Below are 16271 nucleotides of genomic sequence, written 5' to 3'. Positions count from 1 at the left end.
ATCGTCCCATCCCCATAGGATTATTCGTAAACGTAAAAGCCTCTTCCAGATTTTTTACCTAGCCATCCTGCTGCCACATATTTACGAAGCAATGGACAAGGTCTATATTTACTATCACCTAAGCCCTCATGTAAAATCTCCATGATGGATAGACATGTATCAAGACCAATGAAATCTGCTAATGTTAATGGCCCCATCGGATGATTCATTCCGAGCTTCATTACATCATCAATAGCTTCTTTCGATGCTACACCCTCATACAATGCGTAGATCGCTTCATTAATCATTGGTAATAAAATACGATTCGAAATAAAGCCTGGGAAGTCATTTACTTCCACTGGCGTTTTCGATAATTTTACTGTCATGTCTTCAACCGCTTTGTAGACTTCATCACTTGTAGCTAACCCTCTAATAATTTCTACTAGCTTCATAACAGGTACCGGATTCATAAAGTGCATACCAATTACTTGCTCTGGACGATTTGTTACAGCTGCAATTTCCGTAATTGGTAAAGATGATGTATTCGTAGCTAAAATGGCATGTGCCGGTGCAATCTGATCAATTTGCTTAAAGATGGATTGCTTTACTTCCATATTTTCCACTGCTGCCTCGATGATAATATCTACATCACTAGCATCCTGTAAATCTAGTGACATATTAATACGGCCTAGAATGGCTGCCTTCTCTTCCTCAGTTTTACGACCCTTTTCGACATCACGTGTCAGGTTTTTCGTAATGACTCCCAAACCACGTTCGAAAAATTCTTGCTTCATGTCGTTCAGTTTGACATCATAACCAGCTTGTGCACAAACTTGTGCAATGCCGGAGCCCATTTGCCCAGCACCAATAACCATTACTTTTTGAATTCCCATCATTCATGTCCCCCTGTTTTCGGTACTTCAATCATAATTGCATCGCCTTGCCCGCCACCTGAGCAGATAGCAGCAATTCCGATACCACCGCCACGGCGCTTTAATTCATGAGCAAGTGTTAAAATAATGCGTGCTCCAGATGCTCCGATTGGATGACCTAGTGCAACTGCACCACCGTTAACATTGACCTTTTCAGCATCTAAATCCGCCAACTGCTCGCTAACAAGAGCTACAGCTGCAAATGCTTCATTGATTTCGATCAAATCAATGTCAGCTAATGATTTCCCCGTCTTTTTCAGTAATTTGTTAATGACAAGCCCTGGTGTTTGTGGGAAGTTCTCTGGCTCAATAGCAATCTCTTCATGGCCGATAATAACCGCAAGTGGCTCTCTGTCTTCACGAGTTGCACGTTCCTCACTCATTACTACTAAGGCACATGCACCATCGTTAACGCCAGGTGCATTACCTGCTGTAATTGTTCCATCCTTGTCAAAGGCTGGTTTGAGTTTTGCAAGTACCTCCATTGATGTACCAGCCCTTGGTGCCTCGTCTGTATCGACTTGAAGCGGTTCTCCCTTACGTTGTGTAATTTCCACAGGCACGATTTCTTCAGCAAAGTAACCTTTTTCAATTGCTGCAAGTGCACGTTCATGACTGCGAACCGACCAAGCATCCTGCTCCTCACGGCTTAACGAATATTCTTTCGCCGTTGTATTACCGTAGCTTCCCATATGCGGCCTTGCCTTATTAAAAGCACATGTTAAGCCATCATATAGCATGCCATCCACCATTGTTGAGTCGCCCATGCGTAAGCCTGTTCGACCATTTTGTAGATAATACGGTGCATTGGACATGGACTCCATACCACCAGCGATCATTACTTCTTCGTCCCCTAATCGAATTAGCTGATCTGCTAGTGTTACAGCACGCATCCCTGACGCACAAACCTTGTTAATCGTTTCTGTTTTCACTGCTATTGGTAAATTTGCTTTGATCGCAGCCTGCCTTGAAGGAATTTGGCCCTGTCCCCCTTGTAAAACGGAGCCTAAAATTACTTCATTCACTTCATCAGGCGAGATATTCGCTTTCTCAAGTGCCCCCTTTATGGCGATTGCACCTAAGTCACTTGCACTTAATGCTGATAGTGAACCTCCAAACTTACCAAATGCAGTTCTTGCTCCTGCTAAAATTACAGCTCTATTCAAGTAAAACACCCCTTTTGTTTTACGTTTCCAGAAGAAGTATTAGAGCTTCTATGTTGACTGAACGCTCGCTCGACCTCTAACTATGAAAAATGGGAGTTTATAGTTCAACTCCCATCTCCATTTAATCTTATTCTACAAAACAATTATTTATTGTGCAATTTATATTTTTCAGATAACTAAAATATTTCTGCAATAACCATCATTTTTCTGCGTTCGTTTCTGCATTTTCGTTTTGTTCGACACTGTCCACAGAAGCTACTACTTCTTCAGCCATTACATCCGCTGCTTCTCCAACAGATTCCTCGACAGCTTTCACTTTTTCACCAAATACAGAACGCTCTAATAGTTCTGCAACATCGAATGTACCGATTGAATCCTCAACCTCTTTTGCCTTTGTTCCATCCTCAAGCATTGTTAAGCAGTAAGGACATCCAGAAGAGATAACAGATGCATCAGTTGCTAAAGCTTGTTCTGTTCGTGCTACGTTAATACGGTTGCCGACATGCTCTTCCATCCACATTAAACCGCCACCTGCGCCGCAGCACATTGCCGTTTCACGATTACGCTCCATTTCCACAAGCTTAACACCCGGTATGCCACGTAATATCTCGCGTGGTGCATCATATACATCGTTATAACGACCTAAATAACAAGAATCGTGGAAAACAATCGTTTCATGAACTTCGTAATTTAACGCAAGACGATTTTCTTCAATCAATTGATTCAATAGTTCAGTATGGTGATAGACCTCGCCCTTCCAGCCAAAGTCTTGGTATTCATTTTTAAAGATATTGTAAGCGTGCGGGTCAATCGTAACGATTTTCTTCACGTCGTTTTTCTCAAATTCATCAATATTTGCTGTTGCCAGCTCTTGGAATAAAAATTCATTTCCTAAACGACGAGGAGTGTCCCCTGAGTTTTTCTCTTTATTTCCTAAAATTGCAAACTTCACACCCGCCTCGTTTAATAAACGACAGAAAGCTAATGCAATTTTTTGCGAGCGGTTATCAAATGCCCCCATGGAACCTACCCAGAATAAATATTCCATTTCCTCGCCTGACTTTTTCAGCTCTTTCACTGTTGGAATATGAATTGTTGGATCGAGATTACGCCAATTTTCTTTTTCTTTTCGATTTAAGCCCCAAGGATTGCCTTGACGCTCGATATTTGTCATCGCGCGTTGTGCATCAGGGTTCACTTTTCCTTCAGTCATCGTTAAGTAACGACGTAAATCAATAATTTTATCGACATGCTCGTTCATAACAGGACATTGATCTTCACAGTTACGGCAAGTTGTACATGCCCAAATCTCAGATTCTGTAATAACATCGCCAATTAAAGAAGGGCTGTAGATATCTTCAATGACTGCCCCCTCAGCACCAGCTGCCATCGCTAGCTGATTCCCCTTTGTATTAGCAAAGAATTGATAAGGAACCCATGGCTTTTGCTTTGTTACAACAGCACCTGTAAATGTTAAATGATCACGAAGCTTCACGATTAAATCCATTGGAGATAGCATTTTCCCTGTTCCTGATGCTGGACACATATTTGTACAGCGTCCGCACTCTACACAAGAATATAAATCTAACATTTGTTTTTGTGTAAAATCTTGAATACGTCCAACACCAATTGCCGGAATATCCTCTTCATCTTCAGCATTTTCTAATGCCTCAAAGTCGATCGGTGTTAAAGTACCTGTACGATCTAAACGATTCATGTACACATTAATCGGGCTTACAATCAAGTGGAAGTGCTTCGATTGTGGTACATACACTAAGAATGTCAAAAGAATTAATAAGTGTGCCCACCACATTACATAGAAAACAACAGCCGCTGCTGCTGCTGGTAAGAAACTAAAAATAGCAGCAATGCCAGAGGCAACTGGCTCTGTATAAGTTAGTCCTTCACCATGCCAAATTATTCCCATACCATTTGCAAGTAATGTGGATACCATTAACCCACCAATGAAAATTAAGACAAGACCATTTTTCCAGCCTCGTTTTAGACGTACTAGCTTTTCTACATAGCGTCGGTAAAATGCCCACACAACCGCCACTAAAATCATTAATACCACAAGCTCTTGGAAAAATGTAAACACACTGTAGAAAACACCGAGCGGTAAATGTGATCCAGGTACTAACCCCTTCCAAATTAAATCAATGGCACCTAGCTGCACCATCAAAAATCCATAGAAGAACATGACATGAATTAAACCACTCTTTGGATCTTTTAATAGCTTGTTTTGGCCAAGTACATTGACCATAAGATAACGAATTCGTTCTTTAACACTTTCATCAAATTCAATCTTTTTCCCCAATTGTACAAACTTATAGCGTGTTTTTAACAGATAGAAGAACAATCCTACTGCATAAAGCACAACCACGACTGTTAGAACAATGTTTGCAATTACTAATGGACTCATGGTTGGTCCCCCCTTTAGTTTGTCGTAACTTTCTCTCTTTGTGATAAATTTGCTAGCTCATACGTAAATGTACGCCATTCCATGATTATATTCCTATTCTAATAAATGAGTGAGCATTCAGTCAACATAAAACGGAAATATTTCTGATAATTTTATATTCTTACATTTTACTAGAAAAAATGCCACCCTGAATTTTAAGAGCGTTTTAAAACACTAAAGAAATTCATTTTTAATATAAATTTGTCTTCTTTTGTAGTGTTTAAATACCCCAAAAAGCCGATTTGCATCATGTTAAGATGGCAAATCGGCTTTTTCAGTTTGAGATGATATTTGTTAAAAGCTATCCCACGTATATAGGTTGCTTGAAGTGAAGACTAGGCGACTTCTTGAGGATTAGCGATAGATGAATGTGCCCAACATCGTGCTATCGCTTCGCTTTCGTACAGTCAAAACGCCCAGTCGGAACGGAAATCACCCCTACGTTTTGCTAACGAGCGTAATTGTCTATCAATAACAGGCTATTTTTTAAAAACATTGCCGCTTCGAATATATTCAACATCCGCGACATTTAATCTAAAATTAACAACCCTTGCAGCTGCAAATAAATAGTCAGATAGACGGTTTAAATATTTTTGTACAATTGTCGGTACATCTTCGATTTCCTTCATAAGCGTTACCATTTGACGCTCTGCTCGACGTGCTACTGTGCGAGCAATGTGTAAGGTTGCAGCTGCTGGTGCACCACCTGGTAAAATAAAACGCTGTAACGGCGGTGCTTCATCTGATAATGCATCAATACGCGTTTCCAACACTTCGATTGGCTGCTCTGTTAGCTTATAATGACGTTCCTTCATGACGTTAGCAAGATCGCCACCCGCATCAAAAAGCTCATGCTGAATTGTTTCTAAATCAATTAAAATATCCTTAAATAATTCACGATCTAGTTCACTGACAGCCTTACCAATAAAAGAATTTAATTCATCAATGGCCCCATATGTTTCAACGCGTAAGCTATCCTTATCAACGCGTCCACCGATAAGACTTGTTTTCCCTGTATCGCCTGTTTTCGTGTAAAGCTTCATTTCTCTCATCTCCTAAAGTTATTTTATAATTTCGCCTTGGCGTAATTGCCGCTGTCGCGCAGATAAACAATGCGTCCGGAGGCATTATCTTCATTCAGCAGGAGTATCTGCTGAATGAAGATAATTTTTTATTGCCTGTACAGTTGTTTCAAAAACACCTTTACCGATAATCTTACCTACATCAGTAATGGGACCTCCATACAGCATTTCTTCCCCTTTTTGTGTAGCTGCAATTAATAAACTATCCGTAGCAGTACCTGTCGCAATTGTACCACTAAGTTCATCGCGAATATTTTCCGATTGCAATGCCTTTGTTTTCGCCTCGGTAGCCGTCATCATTGCTTGGAAAAACGCTTCTTCTGATAAACAACCATTAATAATAACCCACGTATTTATAGTACCAATATGTGGTTCATCTTGTCTGTCATGTGTACGAGACACATCAACTGCATTGCCAACTCCGGCCGTAACAGCAACAAGGACACTACCAAAGGAAGCTTTAAATTCATTTATAGCTACAAGATTTGTTGGAACAGCTGTTAACATGACGACGGTACTTGTAGATGAGAAATGATCTTTTAGTAAAAATCCAGCGACCTCTTTCTTAACATCACTAATGACATAATCTATTGGTACAGAGCGATTTAACAGACAATCATACCAACCAATACCCGGATTATGGACAGCTGAGGACACTGTTTTTAACGGAAACTCTGATTGAAGCTTAATATAACGATCTGTAACAGTGAAATTTTCTTTTGTAATGACAGCACGCTGCTGATGTTCAACTGAGGCTGGCATCATGGTAATTTGAGGCTTTGGAATTTCTGGATGTGCGTAAGTTTCAACTCGGGCCTGATAGACGTCTTCGATTTGCGAAGCGATTAATACTTCATGCGGCGCCCCCAATGCTCGCATCCGACCTTCCTCCATTAGCAATAATTCATCACAATAGAGGGAGGCTAAATTCATATCATGCAGTACCATAATAACGGTCAAACCACTTTCAATTGCTTCCTTTCGCACCATATCTAAAATTTGACGTTGATGAGCAATATCTAGATGGTTCGTTGGCTCATCTAGCAGCAATATTTCAGCTGTTTGTGCAAGAGCTTGGGCTACAAAAACTCTTTGCTGCTCACCGCCCGACAAAAATTCCATCGGTGTCTGTTCATAGCGTTTCACACCAGTTTGCATCATGGCATGTTGGACTGCTTGTTCATCGCGATCAGTCCAGCTTGAAAAGAAGCCTGTTTGATGTGGATAACGCCCAAGTGATACTGCCTCCCGTACACTATTTGAAAAAGCATTAGCATGTAATTGTGGTAGCACTGCCATTTTTTTTGCTAATGCACGAGCATTGTAAGAGCTGCTACTTTTACCATCTACTAATATAGTGCCTGCAGTTGCTGGTAGAATACCACTTATTACTTTTAACAGTGTGGATTTCCCGCTACCATTCGGCCCTAAGATCCCTAGTATTTTGCCTTTTTCAACTGAAAAACTTATATCCTGGACGATAGGTACGTCTTCATAGCCACCGGAAAGATGTTCAACAACAATCATGCCCGTACCCCCTTGCTTCTACGTTGCTTGTAAAAAATATAGGAAAAAACGGGTGCCCCAATAAATGCAGTAATGACACCAATCGGTAGCTCTCTTGGCATAATAATTGTTCGCGCTATTAAATCACAAATAATTAGCAAAGTTGCCCCATTTAAAAATGATAATGGCAATAAGTGTCGGTGATCAGAACCCCAAATCATTCTCGTCATATGAGGAACGACTAAACCAACAAAGCCAATCGTTCCAGAAACAGCTACCGCAGCTCCTGTCAACATTGATCCACCCACTAAAATAATATATTTACTGCGCTTAACATTAACACCTAAATGCTTCGCGCGTTCTTCACCATATAGCAGAACATTTAACTCGCGCCTTTGTGTCCAAAGCATAATGGTGCCAATTATGACAAACGGGATAATCATCTGAACATAAGGCCAACCACGCATCGATACTGAACCGAGCAGCCATCCGATAACTTGGCGAAGCTCTTCACCAGATAATGCAATCATTAAAGAAATCAAGGAACCTAAAAATGAACTAAATATAACCCCCGTTAAAATAAGAGTTTCCATTTTTAACGAGCGGTCTACTATTCTAGCAAAGCCCATAACAGCTACCATCGTTAATATGGCACCTATCATACTAAAGGTCGGCAATGTAAAATGACCTACTACAGGTATTGATATACTAAAAAAAATCGTCATAACTGCGCCAACTGATGCACCAGAGGAAACACCTAACGTATAAGGGTCAGCCAAAGGGTTTTTTAATAAGCCTTGAAAAGCTGCCCCTGCAATTGCAAGTGACGCCCCTACAAGCCCTGCAAGCAAAACTCGAGGTAATCGAATTTTCCATAAAATATTGGCGGCTGTTTCATCAGCCGCCTTATTCCACAATACTTCTAGCGGAATATGAACCGAGCCTATCGCCACACCACACCAGATGCTAATGATTAGAAGCGTAATTGCTGTTACATAGGCTACAATTTTTTTACTCATTTAAACGCCTCAGGGTAGACGGCCTTCGCTAATTCCTCAAGACCATCTGCTAAACGGGGACCTTGACGACTTGTTATATTTTCATCCACTTGTACTATGGCTTTATTTTTCACGGCAGAGATTGTCTCAAATCCTGCACGTTGTGGAATTTTCGTTAAAATATCAGGTACGTAATTATATGCCACAACAATGACATCTGGATTTTTTGCGATAATTTGTTCAGCATCAATTTTATACCAGCTATTTGAATCTGCTGCCACATTTTCGGCATGAATCATTTCTAGCATTTCATTCATAAATGTACCTTTACCAGCTGTATAAATTTCTGGCTCATCAGACGACTCTACAAAGACTTTTTTCGCCTCAACACCGTCAAGTTTTGTTTCAACTTCTTTAACTTTTGCCTTCATATTTGCCACAATTTTTTTAGCCTCTTCTAGTTTTCCTGTTGCACGACCAAGCTGTTCAATTGTTGTGTAAGTTTCATTAAAGTTTTTTGTATCCGCTACAACAAATACTTTTACACCTGCCGCCTCAAGCTGTTCAATAGCTCCTTTTGAATAACCCATACCCGACGCATGCGCAAAAACGATATCTGGCGTTAAAGCAATAATTTTTTCAATATTATAATCCATACCGCCAACCTTTTCTTTTTTAGTAACCTCTGGTGGATAATCGTCATTATCTGTCACACCAACTATTTCATTATTTAAGCCTAGGCCAAATAAAATTTCTGTGTTACTCGGAATGAGTGAGACAATTTTTTCAGGAGGTGCCTCTAGCGTAATATTCTTGCCAGTAGCATCCGTTATCGTCATTGGGAATGTTGCTTGTTCTACTTTTGTTGTCTCTTGTTGCTCAGAAGATGACGGCTTTTCATTTGTCGCCTCTTTTGTATTACATGCAGCAAGTAAGCCAATAGCTAAAAATGCTGATAACCCTATTTTCCAAATTTTCTTCATGTGAATCCTCCTTAGTCTATTTGTGCGTATAGTTTTTATTGTTTTTTTGATTTATCGATACGTTTTAGTTTTTGATCGCCTAACATTTTGGATTTATCGCCCAACTTTTTGAGTTTATCACCTAACATTTTGGATTTATCGCCCATGTTTTCAAATTTATTGACATTCATCTTCCAAAACAAATACCCCTCATCATAAAATAATGAGGGGGTCAAATTTGCACAAAAATACATATACAAAATCCACCATCCTATCCTCGTAGGCTACAACGTGTTTTCTATAAAGGCAGGTCTCCTGGCTCGTGCTCCATACGCTTTTTCAAGCCTTCCCGAAATTTTCAGTGGCGCAGATTGAAAAAACTCACACATACAGTGGCGGGACCGCATCGGAATTACACCGATTTCCCTTTTCACTTTACTAAAGTAAAGAACCTTTATAATATTCAGTTGATTTTATTATACATGAAAATGAAAGAAGTCGCCTCCATTCGAGACGACTTCTAAACAATCAATTATACCTTGGCATAATTGCGTCCGGGATCGGCTTTGTGCTTAGGCCTGCGTGATGCAGGTCAGTTAGCCGTTATCGCATGGATGCGATGATTTTAGGCTAACATCCTATGTGAACTTCTTTCCGATTCCGTGACATTCGCCAGAGGCTTTGGGCCAACGTGATGTTGGTCACTCAGTAGTCGCCACAGGACGTGGCGTTCTTAGACTGAGTTCCTCTATTTCAGCAGGTGTTTGGACACCTGCCGAAATAAGTTAGACTATATCTGAAAAATACTGTACCGTTTTCATTGGTGCACCCATTTCTCGTAATGCCCATGTGTGCTCTAAATAAATATCTGCTAGCTTCTCATATTTGCCGCCGAATCTTTGTGCCCATTCGACAGCTACAACACTTTCATATAAATGTGCCATTTTCTCTGCAACCCTTTTTGCCTCAAACGTTTTCGTTGCATCATCTAAACGGCTAAATGTTTGCAAAGTTGCACCTAGTTTTGCTAATTGCTCCGCTACAATTTCGACTAATGGACTGTCAGGTAGTTTTTCTAGGCGCTCTTCCATGACACGAACAAACAAATCATGCACATGAAACTTATCAACTAAGCGAATGAGCTCTAAAGCTAAAATATTCGCAGTCCCTTCCCACACAGTAAGTACCTGTGCATCTCTTAATAACCTAGGTGTAACAAAATCTTCAATATAGCCGTTTCCGCCATGTAATTCAATGGCTTCACTAGCATAATGTACAGCTTGCTCTGCCGTTTCTTTTTTCATGATCGCAATATACAAGCGGTTTAAAATAATGTCTTCTTTATTCCCTCGCCCACTAGTTACTTTATCGTACAGCTGAATAAGATCAAAAACTGTGGCAACTTCTACATGAAGCTTGGCAGCGAATTTCCCTAGTGTATCCTGAATCATAGGATATTGCGTTAAAGACTTACCAAACGCATAACGATTTGTCACATAATGCTTCGCCTCTAAATATCCACGGCGCATAATACCGATAGAAGCAACCGCATTGCAAATTCTTGATAAATTAAGTGCCTCCAGCATATAATAAATTCCTTTATTCGGATCACCTACGACATAAGCTAGTGCACCATCAAATTCCACCTCACCTGAAGGCACTGCTTTAACGCCAAGTTTATCCTTTAAACGCCGAATGCGTAGGTTATTAACTGTGCCATCCTCATTTCGCCATGGAACTGCAAACAATGTTAAGCCCTTTGAGCCTGCCTGAGCCTCTTCCATGCGCGCCAATACCATGGTTACTCCACACATTCCTGCATTAGATGCAAAATATTTCTCTCCATATAAAAGATACTGATTGCCGTCCTGTCTTGCCTTCACAACATTCGCTCCAACATCAGAGCCACCTTGACGTTCCGTTAAAAACGTGGCCCCCTCATATAGCTCTGTCTCTCCTGTTGCACAAACATGTGGTAAAAAGCGCGCTTTCACCTCATCACTCGCATAATGATCAAGGAGATAAGCCGTTGCCATCGTTAAAGTAACAGGACAGTAAAAGCCTGGCTCAGCATGTGATAGTATATAGCCTTGAGCAAAGCTATAGACATAGTTACCCTTTCTACCTAATTGCGGAATATCCTTATGCACATAGCCAACAATGCCGGTATTGTACGTCTCTTCAATTGTTCTTTTATAGCCATCATTGACCCAAACCTCTGACACTTCTTCACCATAGGCATTATACCTTTGTAATCGAGGTTCACCCTCTCTATCCGTATGCTTGGCTCTCACATCAATATCTCCAGCACAAAGCTCACCAAAATCTGTTAGCTCACGTTTTGCATAGTCCACAAACTCTTTATCTAGCATCATTTCTAAAACTTTATGAAGTGTATCATTTTCGTTAAAAAAGTTTGTTGTTTTCATTTCTTCCTGCTGTAAAACTTTCATGCTATCTCACCTCTTGTCCCTTCAAGGATTGTTTTAGTATTTTGCCCGATGCATTTCGTGGTAACGCTTCCACACGTTCAAAGATGCGTGGAATTTTATATTTAGCAAGACGCTCCTCCAAATAAGCTTTAAGTTCGTCCTCGTCAGTTTCCGTTTTGGCGGCATAAACGGCCTTCACCGTTTCTCCCCACTCCGGATGTGGCACACCGATTACAGCCACTTCAAATATCCCCTCATAGCTCAACATACGATCTTCTATTTCTTTCGGATAAATATTCACACCGCCTGAAAAAATAACATCCTTTTTACGATCGATAATCCAAATATAGCCGTCCTCATCTATGCGAGCTAGGTCACCTGTTTTCAGCCACCCATCTATAAATGCACCCTTTGTTGCAACATCATCCTTATAATAGCCCAGCATGTTACCCTCACCGAATATCACGATTTCTCCTACGTCACCAACACTGACATCTTCTCCATTGTCGTTAATAATCCGTAGCTCCGCCCCAAGTGGTGCACGCCGACCAATGCTCCCCGCCTTCGTTGCATGCTCTTCACCAAACAATAATGAACCATTTGGACCAGCCTCTGTTAATCCATAGACACAGGTTACATTATCCGTTCGGAAAGCTTTTTGGATAAAGCGAATTTCATTTTGCGATAACGGCGCTCCACCATAAACCCACCATTTCATCGATGATATATCAGCTGTTTGCAATCTTGGCATTTGGGCAGTTAACAAATAAGCGACAGGTGCTCCGAAGAAATGCGTTGTCTGTTCCTCCTCGATTGAATCTATCAATAAATCAGCTGTAAATGTTGGCGTTAGTATATTTGTCGAGCCTACAAGTACTCCTGCCATTAAAAATAAATGTAATGGAGCTGAATGCGTCAATGGCATCATAAGAAGAATCCGACTTTCTGGCTTTACTTCCATTTCTATTGCAATCATTTGCGCTACAGTTAAAATATTGCGATAGCTAAACAACACGCCCTTTGGTTTTCCCGTTGTACCCGAAGTATATAAAATCGTTGAAACATCATCTTCATTCAATTGGCAATCAATTGTTTGACTGCTTGCATGTTGAATAAGTGTTTCATAGTTTAGCCAACCAGCCTGCTCTTGGCCTGTTTTGATTTTCAAAGGGACTACCTTGATGTTTTCGACTGCTGCAAAAATCGCCTCATGCACTAGAATAGCTTTAGCATCAGCATGCTGCGCTACATACTCAACCTCTTGCAGCGTAAATTTCGCATTTACTGGAACGACAATGGCTCCAATGCGCTGAATAGCAAAATAGCTAACAACAAACTCTACAACATTTGGCATAAAAACAATAACTTTGTCACCTTGCCAGACCCCCTGCTCTAACAAAGCATGACTAAGACGTGTCACTTGCTCATCTAAATCACAATAAGTCACACGTCTGCCCTGACAAACAACAGCTTCACTCATAGGGTACTTTCGCGCATTACGTGCTAACAAATTCGAACTATTCATCGTGCATCTCTCCCTTTAAAGTCGCTAATTTTTCTGTAAATATGCCTTGTAAATGCTGTAACTCCTTTTTCATCTGTACAAGCTCTGCAATTTTGCCATCGATTTCTTGTATTTTTTGCTCCCCATATTCGACCGTGCGTTCTAACTGCTGAATGCCCGTGCGATCATCATCAAACAGCAATACCATCTCCTTGATCTCCTCAAGTGAAAAACCGTACCGCTTCCCCCGGAAAATAAGCTTAAGCTTCGCTAATTCTTTTTTTGAAAAGGTTCGCTGATTAGTAGATGATCGATTAGGATTAAGCAGCCCTAGTTCCTCATAATAACGAATTGTCCGTGTTGAAACATTAAACTCCTTAGCCACTTCTTGAATCGTCTTCAACACCATCCCCCCTTTCCGTTTCCCATCAGTATATCATTGACGCTAACGTAAACCACAACAAGATTTCTGAATTTTACAGAAAATAATCGCTTTAAGTAGCTGAATTAATTTATTGGGTGCTGTTAGTCAGTTTAGCTGGTCTATCCGTCGCTCTGGTGGGGCTTTCCGTCGCTTCGACGATTCTTTCCGTTGCTTTGACTGTTTCTTCCGTCGCTTCGGCAGGGTGTTTGATTGCGCCGCTAAATGATGAGTTGCGCCGCTAACTAAGGAAGGAACGCCGCTAAATCCTGATATTCCGCCGCTAACCATGCAAGGAACGCCGCTAAATCCTAATATTTCGCCGCTAACCATGCAAAGAACGCCGCTAAATCCTAATATTTCGCCGCTAAGAGCTTCGGATTCTATCCGTCGATTCAACACCTCTAGCTATCATATCTATTTCAACACAAAAAACCCCCGGCACATTGTCGTGCCAGGGGCTAGAAAGATTATTATTACATTTTTTCCGGTGCAGATACGCCGATTAAGCGTAATGCGTTGGCAATCGTTGTACGTACAGCAGTAATAAGGGCTAAACGAGCTTCTGTTAGCCCTTTATTTGAAGCATCTAACACTTTTTCAGCGTTATAGAAACTGTGGAAAGTAGCTGCTGTTTCTTGAATGTAGTTGGCGATACGGTGTGGTGTACGGTGCTTCGCAGCATCTGCTACCACTTTCGGGAAGTCGCCCACTTTTTTCAGTAAATCAATTTCTTTTTCTGCAGTTAACAGCGTTAAATGATCTGTTGTTGCAGCAAAGCCTTGCTCATTCGCTGAGCGTAAAATTGAAGAAATACGTGCATGCGCATATTGTGCATAATACACTGGATTTTCATTTGATTGAGATACAGCAAGATCAAGGTCAAAGTCCATGTGAGAATCGCCCGCAGTTTTCACGAAGAAATAACGAACTGCATCTAAGCCAACCTCTTCTACAAGCTCACGCATTGTAACAGCGTTTCCTGTACGTTTAGACATTTTAAACTTCTCACCGTTTTTATAAAGTTGAACCATTTGGATGATTTCTACTTCAAGTGTATCACGGTCGTAACCAAGCGCTTGAATAGCAGCTTTCATACGTGGGATATAGCCGTGGTGGTCAGCGCCCCAAATATTAATTAATTTATCGAAGCCACGTACAATTTTATCCTCATGATATGCGATATCTGGAGTTAGATATGTGAAAGAACCATCATTTTTAATTAACACGCGGTCTTTATCGTCGCCAAATGTTGTTGAACGGAACCAAGTAGCACCGTCTTCTTCAAATACATGGCCATTCGCTTTCAGTTTATCTAACGCTACTTCGATTTTACCGTTTTCATATAGTGAAGTTTCTGAATACCACACATTAAAGTTTACACGGAAGTTAGCAAGGTCTGTTTTTAACTTGTCTAATTCTAACGCTAAACCATGTTGACGGAAGAATGCAAAACGTTCTTCATCAGATTTTGCTAAAATTGCATCGCCATGCTCGCTTGTTAGTTTACCAGCGATTTCAATAATATCTTGACCGTGGTAGCCGTCCTCCGGCATCTCAGCATCCATTCCTAAAGCTTGCTTATAACGCGCTTCTAGTGAATACGCTAAATTATTAATTTGGTTACCCGCATCATTAATGTAGTACTCACGAGATACTTCGTAACCTGCCATATCAAGCACGTTACATAATGAATCCCCTACAGAAGCTCCGCGTGCGTGACCCAAATGTAGATCACCTGTTGGATTCGCAGATACGAATTCAATTTGAATTTTTTCTCCTGCACCAGCATTAGAACGACCATAGTCAGCACCTTGCTCAAGTACTGCTGTTACTACACCTGATAAGAAATCTTTACGCACAGTAATATTCATGAAGCCAGGACCAGCAATATCGATTTTCTCGATATCTGTACCTGCTGTGTCAAGATTATCCAAAATAGCTTCTGCAATTGCACGAGGTGGTTTTTTTGCTAATTTCGTTAATTGCATAGCAATATTTGTTGCATAATCTCCGTTTGCTTTATCCTTCGGTGTTTCAAGGTGAATATTTAATTGTGTGCCAGCCTCGACTAAGCCAGCTTTTTCAACAGCCTGCGCAATCGCTGCTTTAATGGCTTGTTGTACTTGTTCTACTGCGTTCATCATTGTACCTCCGTAAATGTAATGTCTAATGTATAATTGCCAACGGATTGCCCACCCATTAGTAAATCGTACTGTACATGGAAATCTCCGCTTACTGCCTGCTTTGTAAATGTCATTTCTTTCGTGTCAATGACGAGTGGCATTGAACCTAATTCACTTTCATAATGACCCATTTGTTGTTCAATTATGTTAAGTGGTAGTCGCATTTTTACTGCTCCATTACGCATAATTAATGCCTGTTCATTGCCTAGCTTCATAGTTGTGCGGATGGTTTTATCCTCCTGCACCTCTTCATATTTCAAATATATGCTTCCTGCTTTTTCAAGTAGCTGCCCTGTCAGCCACATTTCATAACTTTCAGACTCCCCATCAATCGGATGAATCTTAGAAATGAGCTTAATGTTCACCTGCGATCTTGCTTCGTTCGCCATTATGGACGCTCCCTTTTATTGTTTTTACTATAACCTTTTTATTATAGGATGAATCCTCATATTTTTTCAAGGTAGAAGTAAGTATTCTATCCGATGTGGCAGTAATTTGTTCATTATTGGATCATCACCAAAACGTGTGGTTGATTTCCGTTCCGACCGGGCGCTTTGTTGCTGCCGCTTCGCTTTCGCACAGAAAAAACATTTGTTGCTGCCGCTTCGCTTTCGCACAGAAAAAACATTTGTTGCTGCCGCT

At 40.7% G+C, this 16271-nt stretch carries 13 protein-coding genes and 1 riboswitch; all 13 genes read right to left on the bottom strand.

What is annotated here, in order from left to right:
- Positions 1 to 20: 20 nt before the first annotated feature.
- Entirely contained in the window at positions 21 to 872 is an 852-nt protein-coding gene (locus ACIQZA_RS16390; RefSeq protein WP_142509232.1) for a 3-hydroxybutyryl-CoA dehydrogenase, read from the bottom strand.
- A complete protein-coding gene (locus tag ACIQZA_RS16385) occupies positions 872 to 2077 on the bottom strand; it encodes an acetyl-CoA C-acetyltransferase (RefSeq protein WP_402882939.1) in 1206 nt (401 codons plus the stop codon). The genes ACIQZA_RS16390 and ACIQZA_RS16385 overlap by 1 nt, the downstream gene beginning before the upstream one ends.
- Positions 2078 to 2276: 199 nt before the next feature.
- Positions 2277 to 4499 carry a (Fe-S)-binding protein gene (locus ACIQZA_RS16380; protein ID WP_402882941.1) on the bottom strand — a complete coding sequence of 741 codons (2223 nt, stop codon included), beginning with the start codon at positions 4497 to 4499 and terminating at the stop codon, positions 2277 to 2279.
- Positions 4500 to 5017: 518 nt separating this feature from the next.
- Positions 5018 to 5581 carry a cob(I)yrinic acid a,c-diamide adenosyltransferase gene (locus ACIQZA_RS16375; protein ID WP_248717808.1) on the bottom strand — a complete coding sequence of 188 codons (564 nt, stop codon included), beginning with the start codon at positions 5579 to 5581 and terminating at the stop codon, positions 5018 to 5020.
- A 90-nt stretch (positions 5582 to 5671) separates the two neighbouring features.
- Positions 5672 to 7147 (bottom strand): adenosylcobinamide amidohydrolase, encoded by a 1476-nt coding sequence (locus tag ACIQZA_RS16370; protein WP_402882944.1) that lies wholly within the window; start codon positions 7145 to 7147, stop codon positions 5672 to 5674.
- The gene (locus ACIQZA_RS16365) at positions 7144 to 8145 is read right to left on the bottom strand and encodes a FecCD family ABC transporter permease (protein ID WP_402882946.1); all 1002 of its coding nucleotides are present in this window, start codon (positions 8143 to 8145) and stop codon (positions 7144 to 7146) included. Before ACIQZA_RS16365 ends, ACIQZA_RS16370 begins: the two co-directional genes overlap by 4 nt.
- Positions 8142 to 9107, bottom strand: a complete 966-nt coding sequence (locus ACIQZA_RS16360; RefSeq protein WP_402882948.1) for an ABC transporter substrate-binding protein — start codon at positions 9105 to 9107, stop codon at positions 8142 to 8144. The genes ACIQZA_RS16365 and ACIQZA_RS16360 overlap by 4 nt, the downstream gene beginning before the upstream one ends.
- 35 nt (positions 9108 to 9142) lie before the next feature.
- On the bottom strand, positions 9143 to 9346 hold the full coding sequence (locus ACIQZA_RS16355) for a hypothetical protein (protein WP_400935944.1): 204 nt from the start codon (positions 9344 to 9346) through the stop codon (positions 9143 to 9145).
- 28 nt (positions 9347 to 9374) lie between these two features.
- Positions 9375 to 9557, bottom strand: a riboswitch (cobalamin riboswitch).
- Between the two features lie 314 nt (positions 9558 to 9871).
- On the bottom strand, positions 9872 to 11539 hold the full coding sequence (locus tag ACIQZA_RS16350) for an acyl-CoA dehydrogenase family protein (protein ID WP_400935942.1): 1668 nt from the start codon (positions 11537 to 11539) through the stop codon (positions 9872 to 9874).
- A gap of 1 nt (position 11540) precedes the next feature.
- Positions 11541 to 13043: a class I adenylate-forming enzyme family protein gene (locus ACIQZA_RS16345; RefSeq protein ID WP_400935940.1), complete on the bottom strand. Its 1503-nt coding sequence runs from the start codon at positions 13041 to 13043 to the stop codon at positions 11541 to 11543.
- Positions 13036 to 13425: a MerR family transcriptional regulator gene (locus ACIQZA_RS16340; RefSeq protein WP_400935938.1), complete on the bottom strand. Its 390-nt coding sequence runs from the start codon at positions 13423 to 13425 to the stop codon at positions 13036 to 13038. The genes ACIQZA_RS16345 and ACIQZA_RS16340 overlap by 8 nt, the downstream gene beginning before the upstream one ends.
- A 494-nt stretch (positions 13426 to 13919) precedes the next feature.
- Complete coding sequence (argS, locus tag ACIQZA_RS16335; RefSeq protein ID WP_402882959.1) at positions 13920 to 15587, bottom strand: arginine--tRNA ligase; 1668 nt, start codon at positions 15585 to 15587, stop codon at positions 13920 to 13922.
- Complete coding sequence (locus ACIQZA_RS16330; RefSeq protein WP_400935936.1) at positions 15587 to 16018, bottom strand: YwiB family protein; 432 nt, start codon at positions 16016 to 16018, stop codon at positions 15587 to 15589. Before ACIQZA_RS16330 ends, argS begins: the two co-directional genes overlap by 1 nt.
- Positions 16019 to 16271 lie beyond the last annotated feature (253 nt).

Origin of the sequence: Lysinibacillus sp. NPDC096382, assembly GCF_044762845.1 — a bacterium.
GTDB lineage: Bacteria > Bacillota > Bacilli > Bacillales_A > Planococcaceae > Lysinibacillus.
The sequence above is the reverse complement of the archived record's forward strand: the minus strand, read 5'-3'. Positions and strand labels throughout refer to the sequence as shown.

What these genes read in the sequence shown, in the direction of transcription:
- ACIQZA_RS16350 (WP_400935942.1), bottom strand. Translation starts at nt 11,539, where the DNA reads ATGAAAGTTTTACAGCAGGAAGAAATGAAAACAACAAACTTTTTTAAC.
- ACIQZA_RS16365 (WP_402882946.1), bottom strand. Translation starts at nt 8,145, where the DNA reads ATGAGTAAAAAAATTGTAGCCTATGTAACAGCAATTACGCTTCTAATC.
- argS (WP_402882959.1), bottom strand. Translation starts at nt 15,587, where the DNA reads ATGAACGCAGTAGAACAAGTACAACAAGCCATTAAAGCAGCGATTGCG.
- ACIQZA_RS16330 (WP_400935936.1), bottom strand. Translation starts at nt 16,018, where the DNA reads ATGGCGAACGAAGCAAGATCGCAGGTGAACATTAAGCTCATTTCTAAG.
- ACIQZA_RS16375 (WP_248717808.1), bottom strand. Translation starts at nt 5,581, where the DNA reads ATGAAGCTTTACACGAAAACAGGCGATACAGGGAAAACAAGTCTTATC.
- ACIQZA_RS16370 (WP_402882944.1), bottom strand. Translation starts at nt 7,147, where the DNA reads ATGATTGTTGTTGAACATCTTTCCGGTGGCTATGAAGACGTACCTATC.
- ACIQZA_RS16360 (WP_402882948.1), bottom strand. Translation starts at nt 9,107, where the DNA reads ATGAAGAAAATTTGGAAAATAGGGTTATCAGCATTTTTAGCTATTGGC.
- ACIQZA_RS16390 (WP_142509232.1), bottom strand. Translation starts at nt 872, where the DNA reads ATGGGAATTCAAAAAGTAATGGTTATTGGTGCTGGGCAAATGGGCTCC.
- ACIQZA_RS16380 (WP_402882941.1), bottom strand. Translation starts at nt 4,499, where the DNA reads ATGAGTCCATTAGTAATTGCAAACATTGTTCTAACAGTCGTGGTTGTG.
- ACIQZA_RS16345 (WP_400935940.1), bottom strand. Translation starts at nt 13,043, where the DNA reads ATGAATAGTTCGAATTTGTTAGCACGTAATGCGCGAAAGTACCCTATG.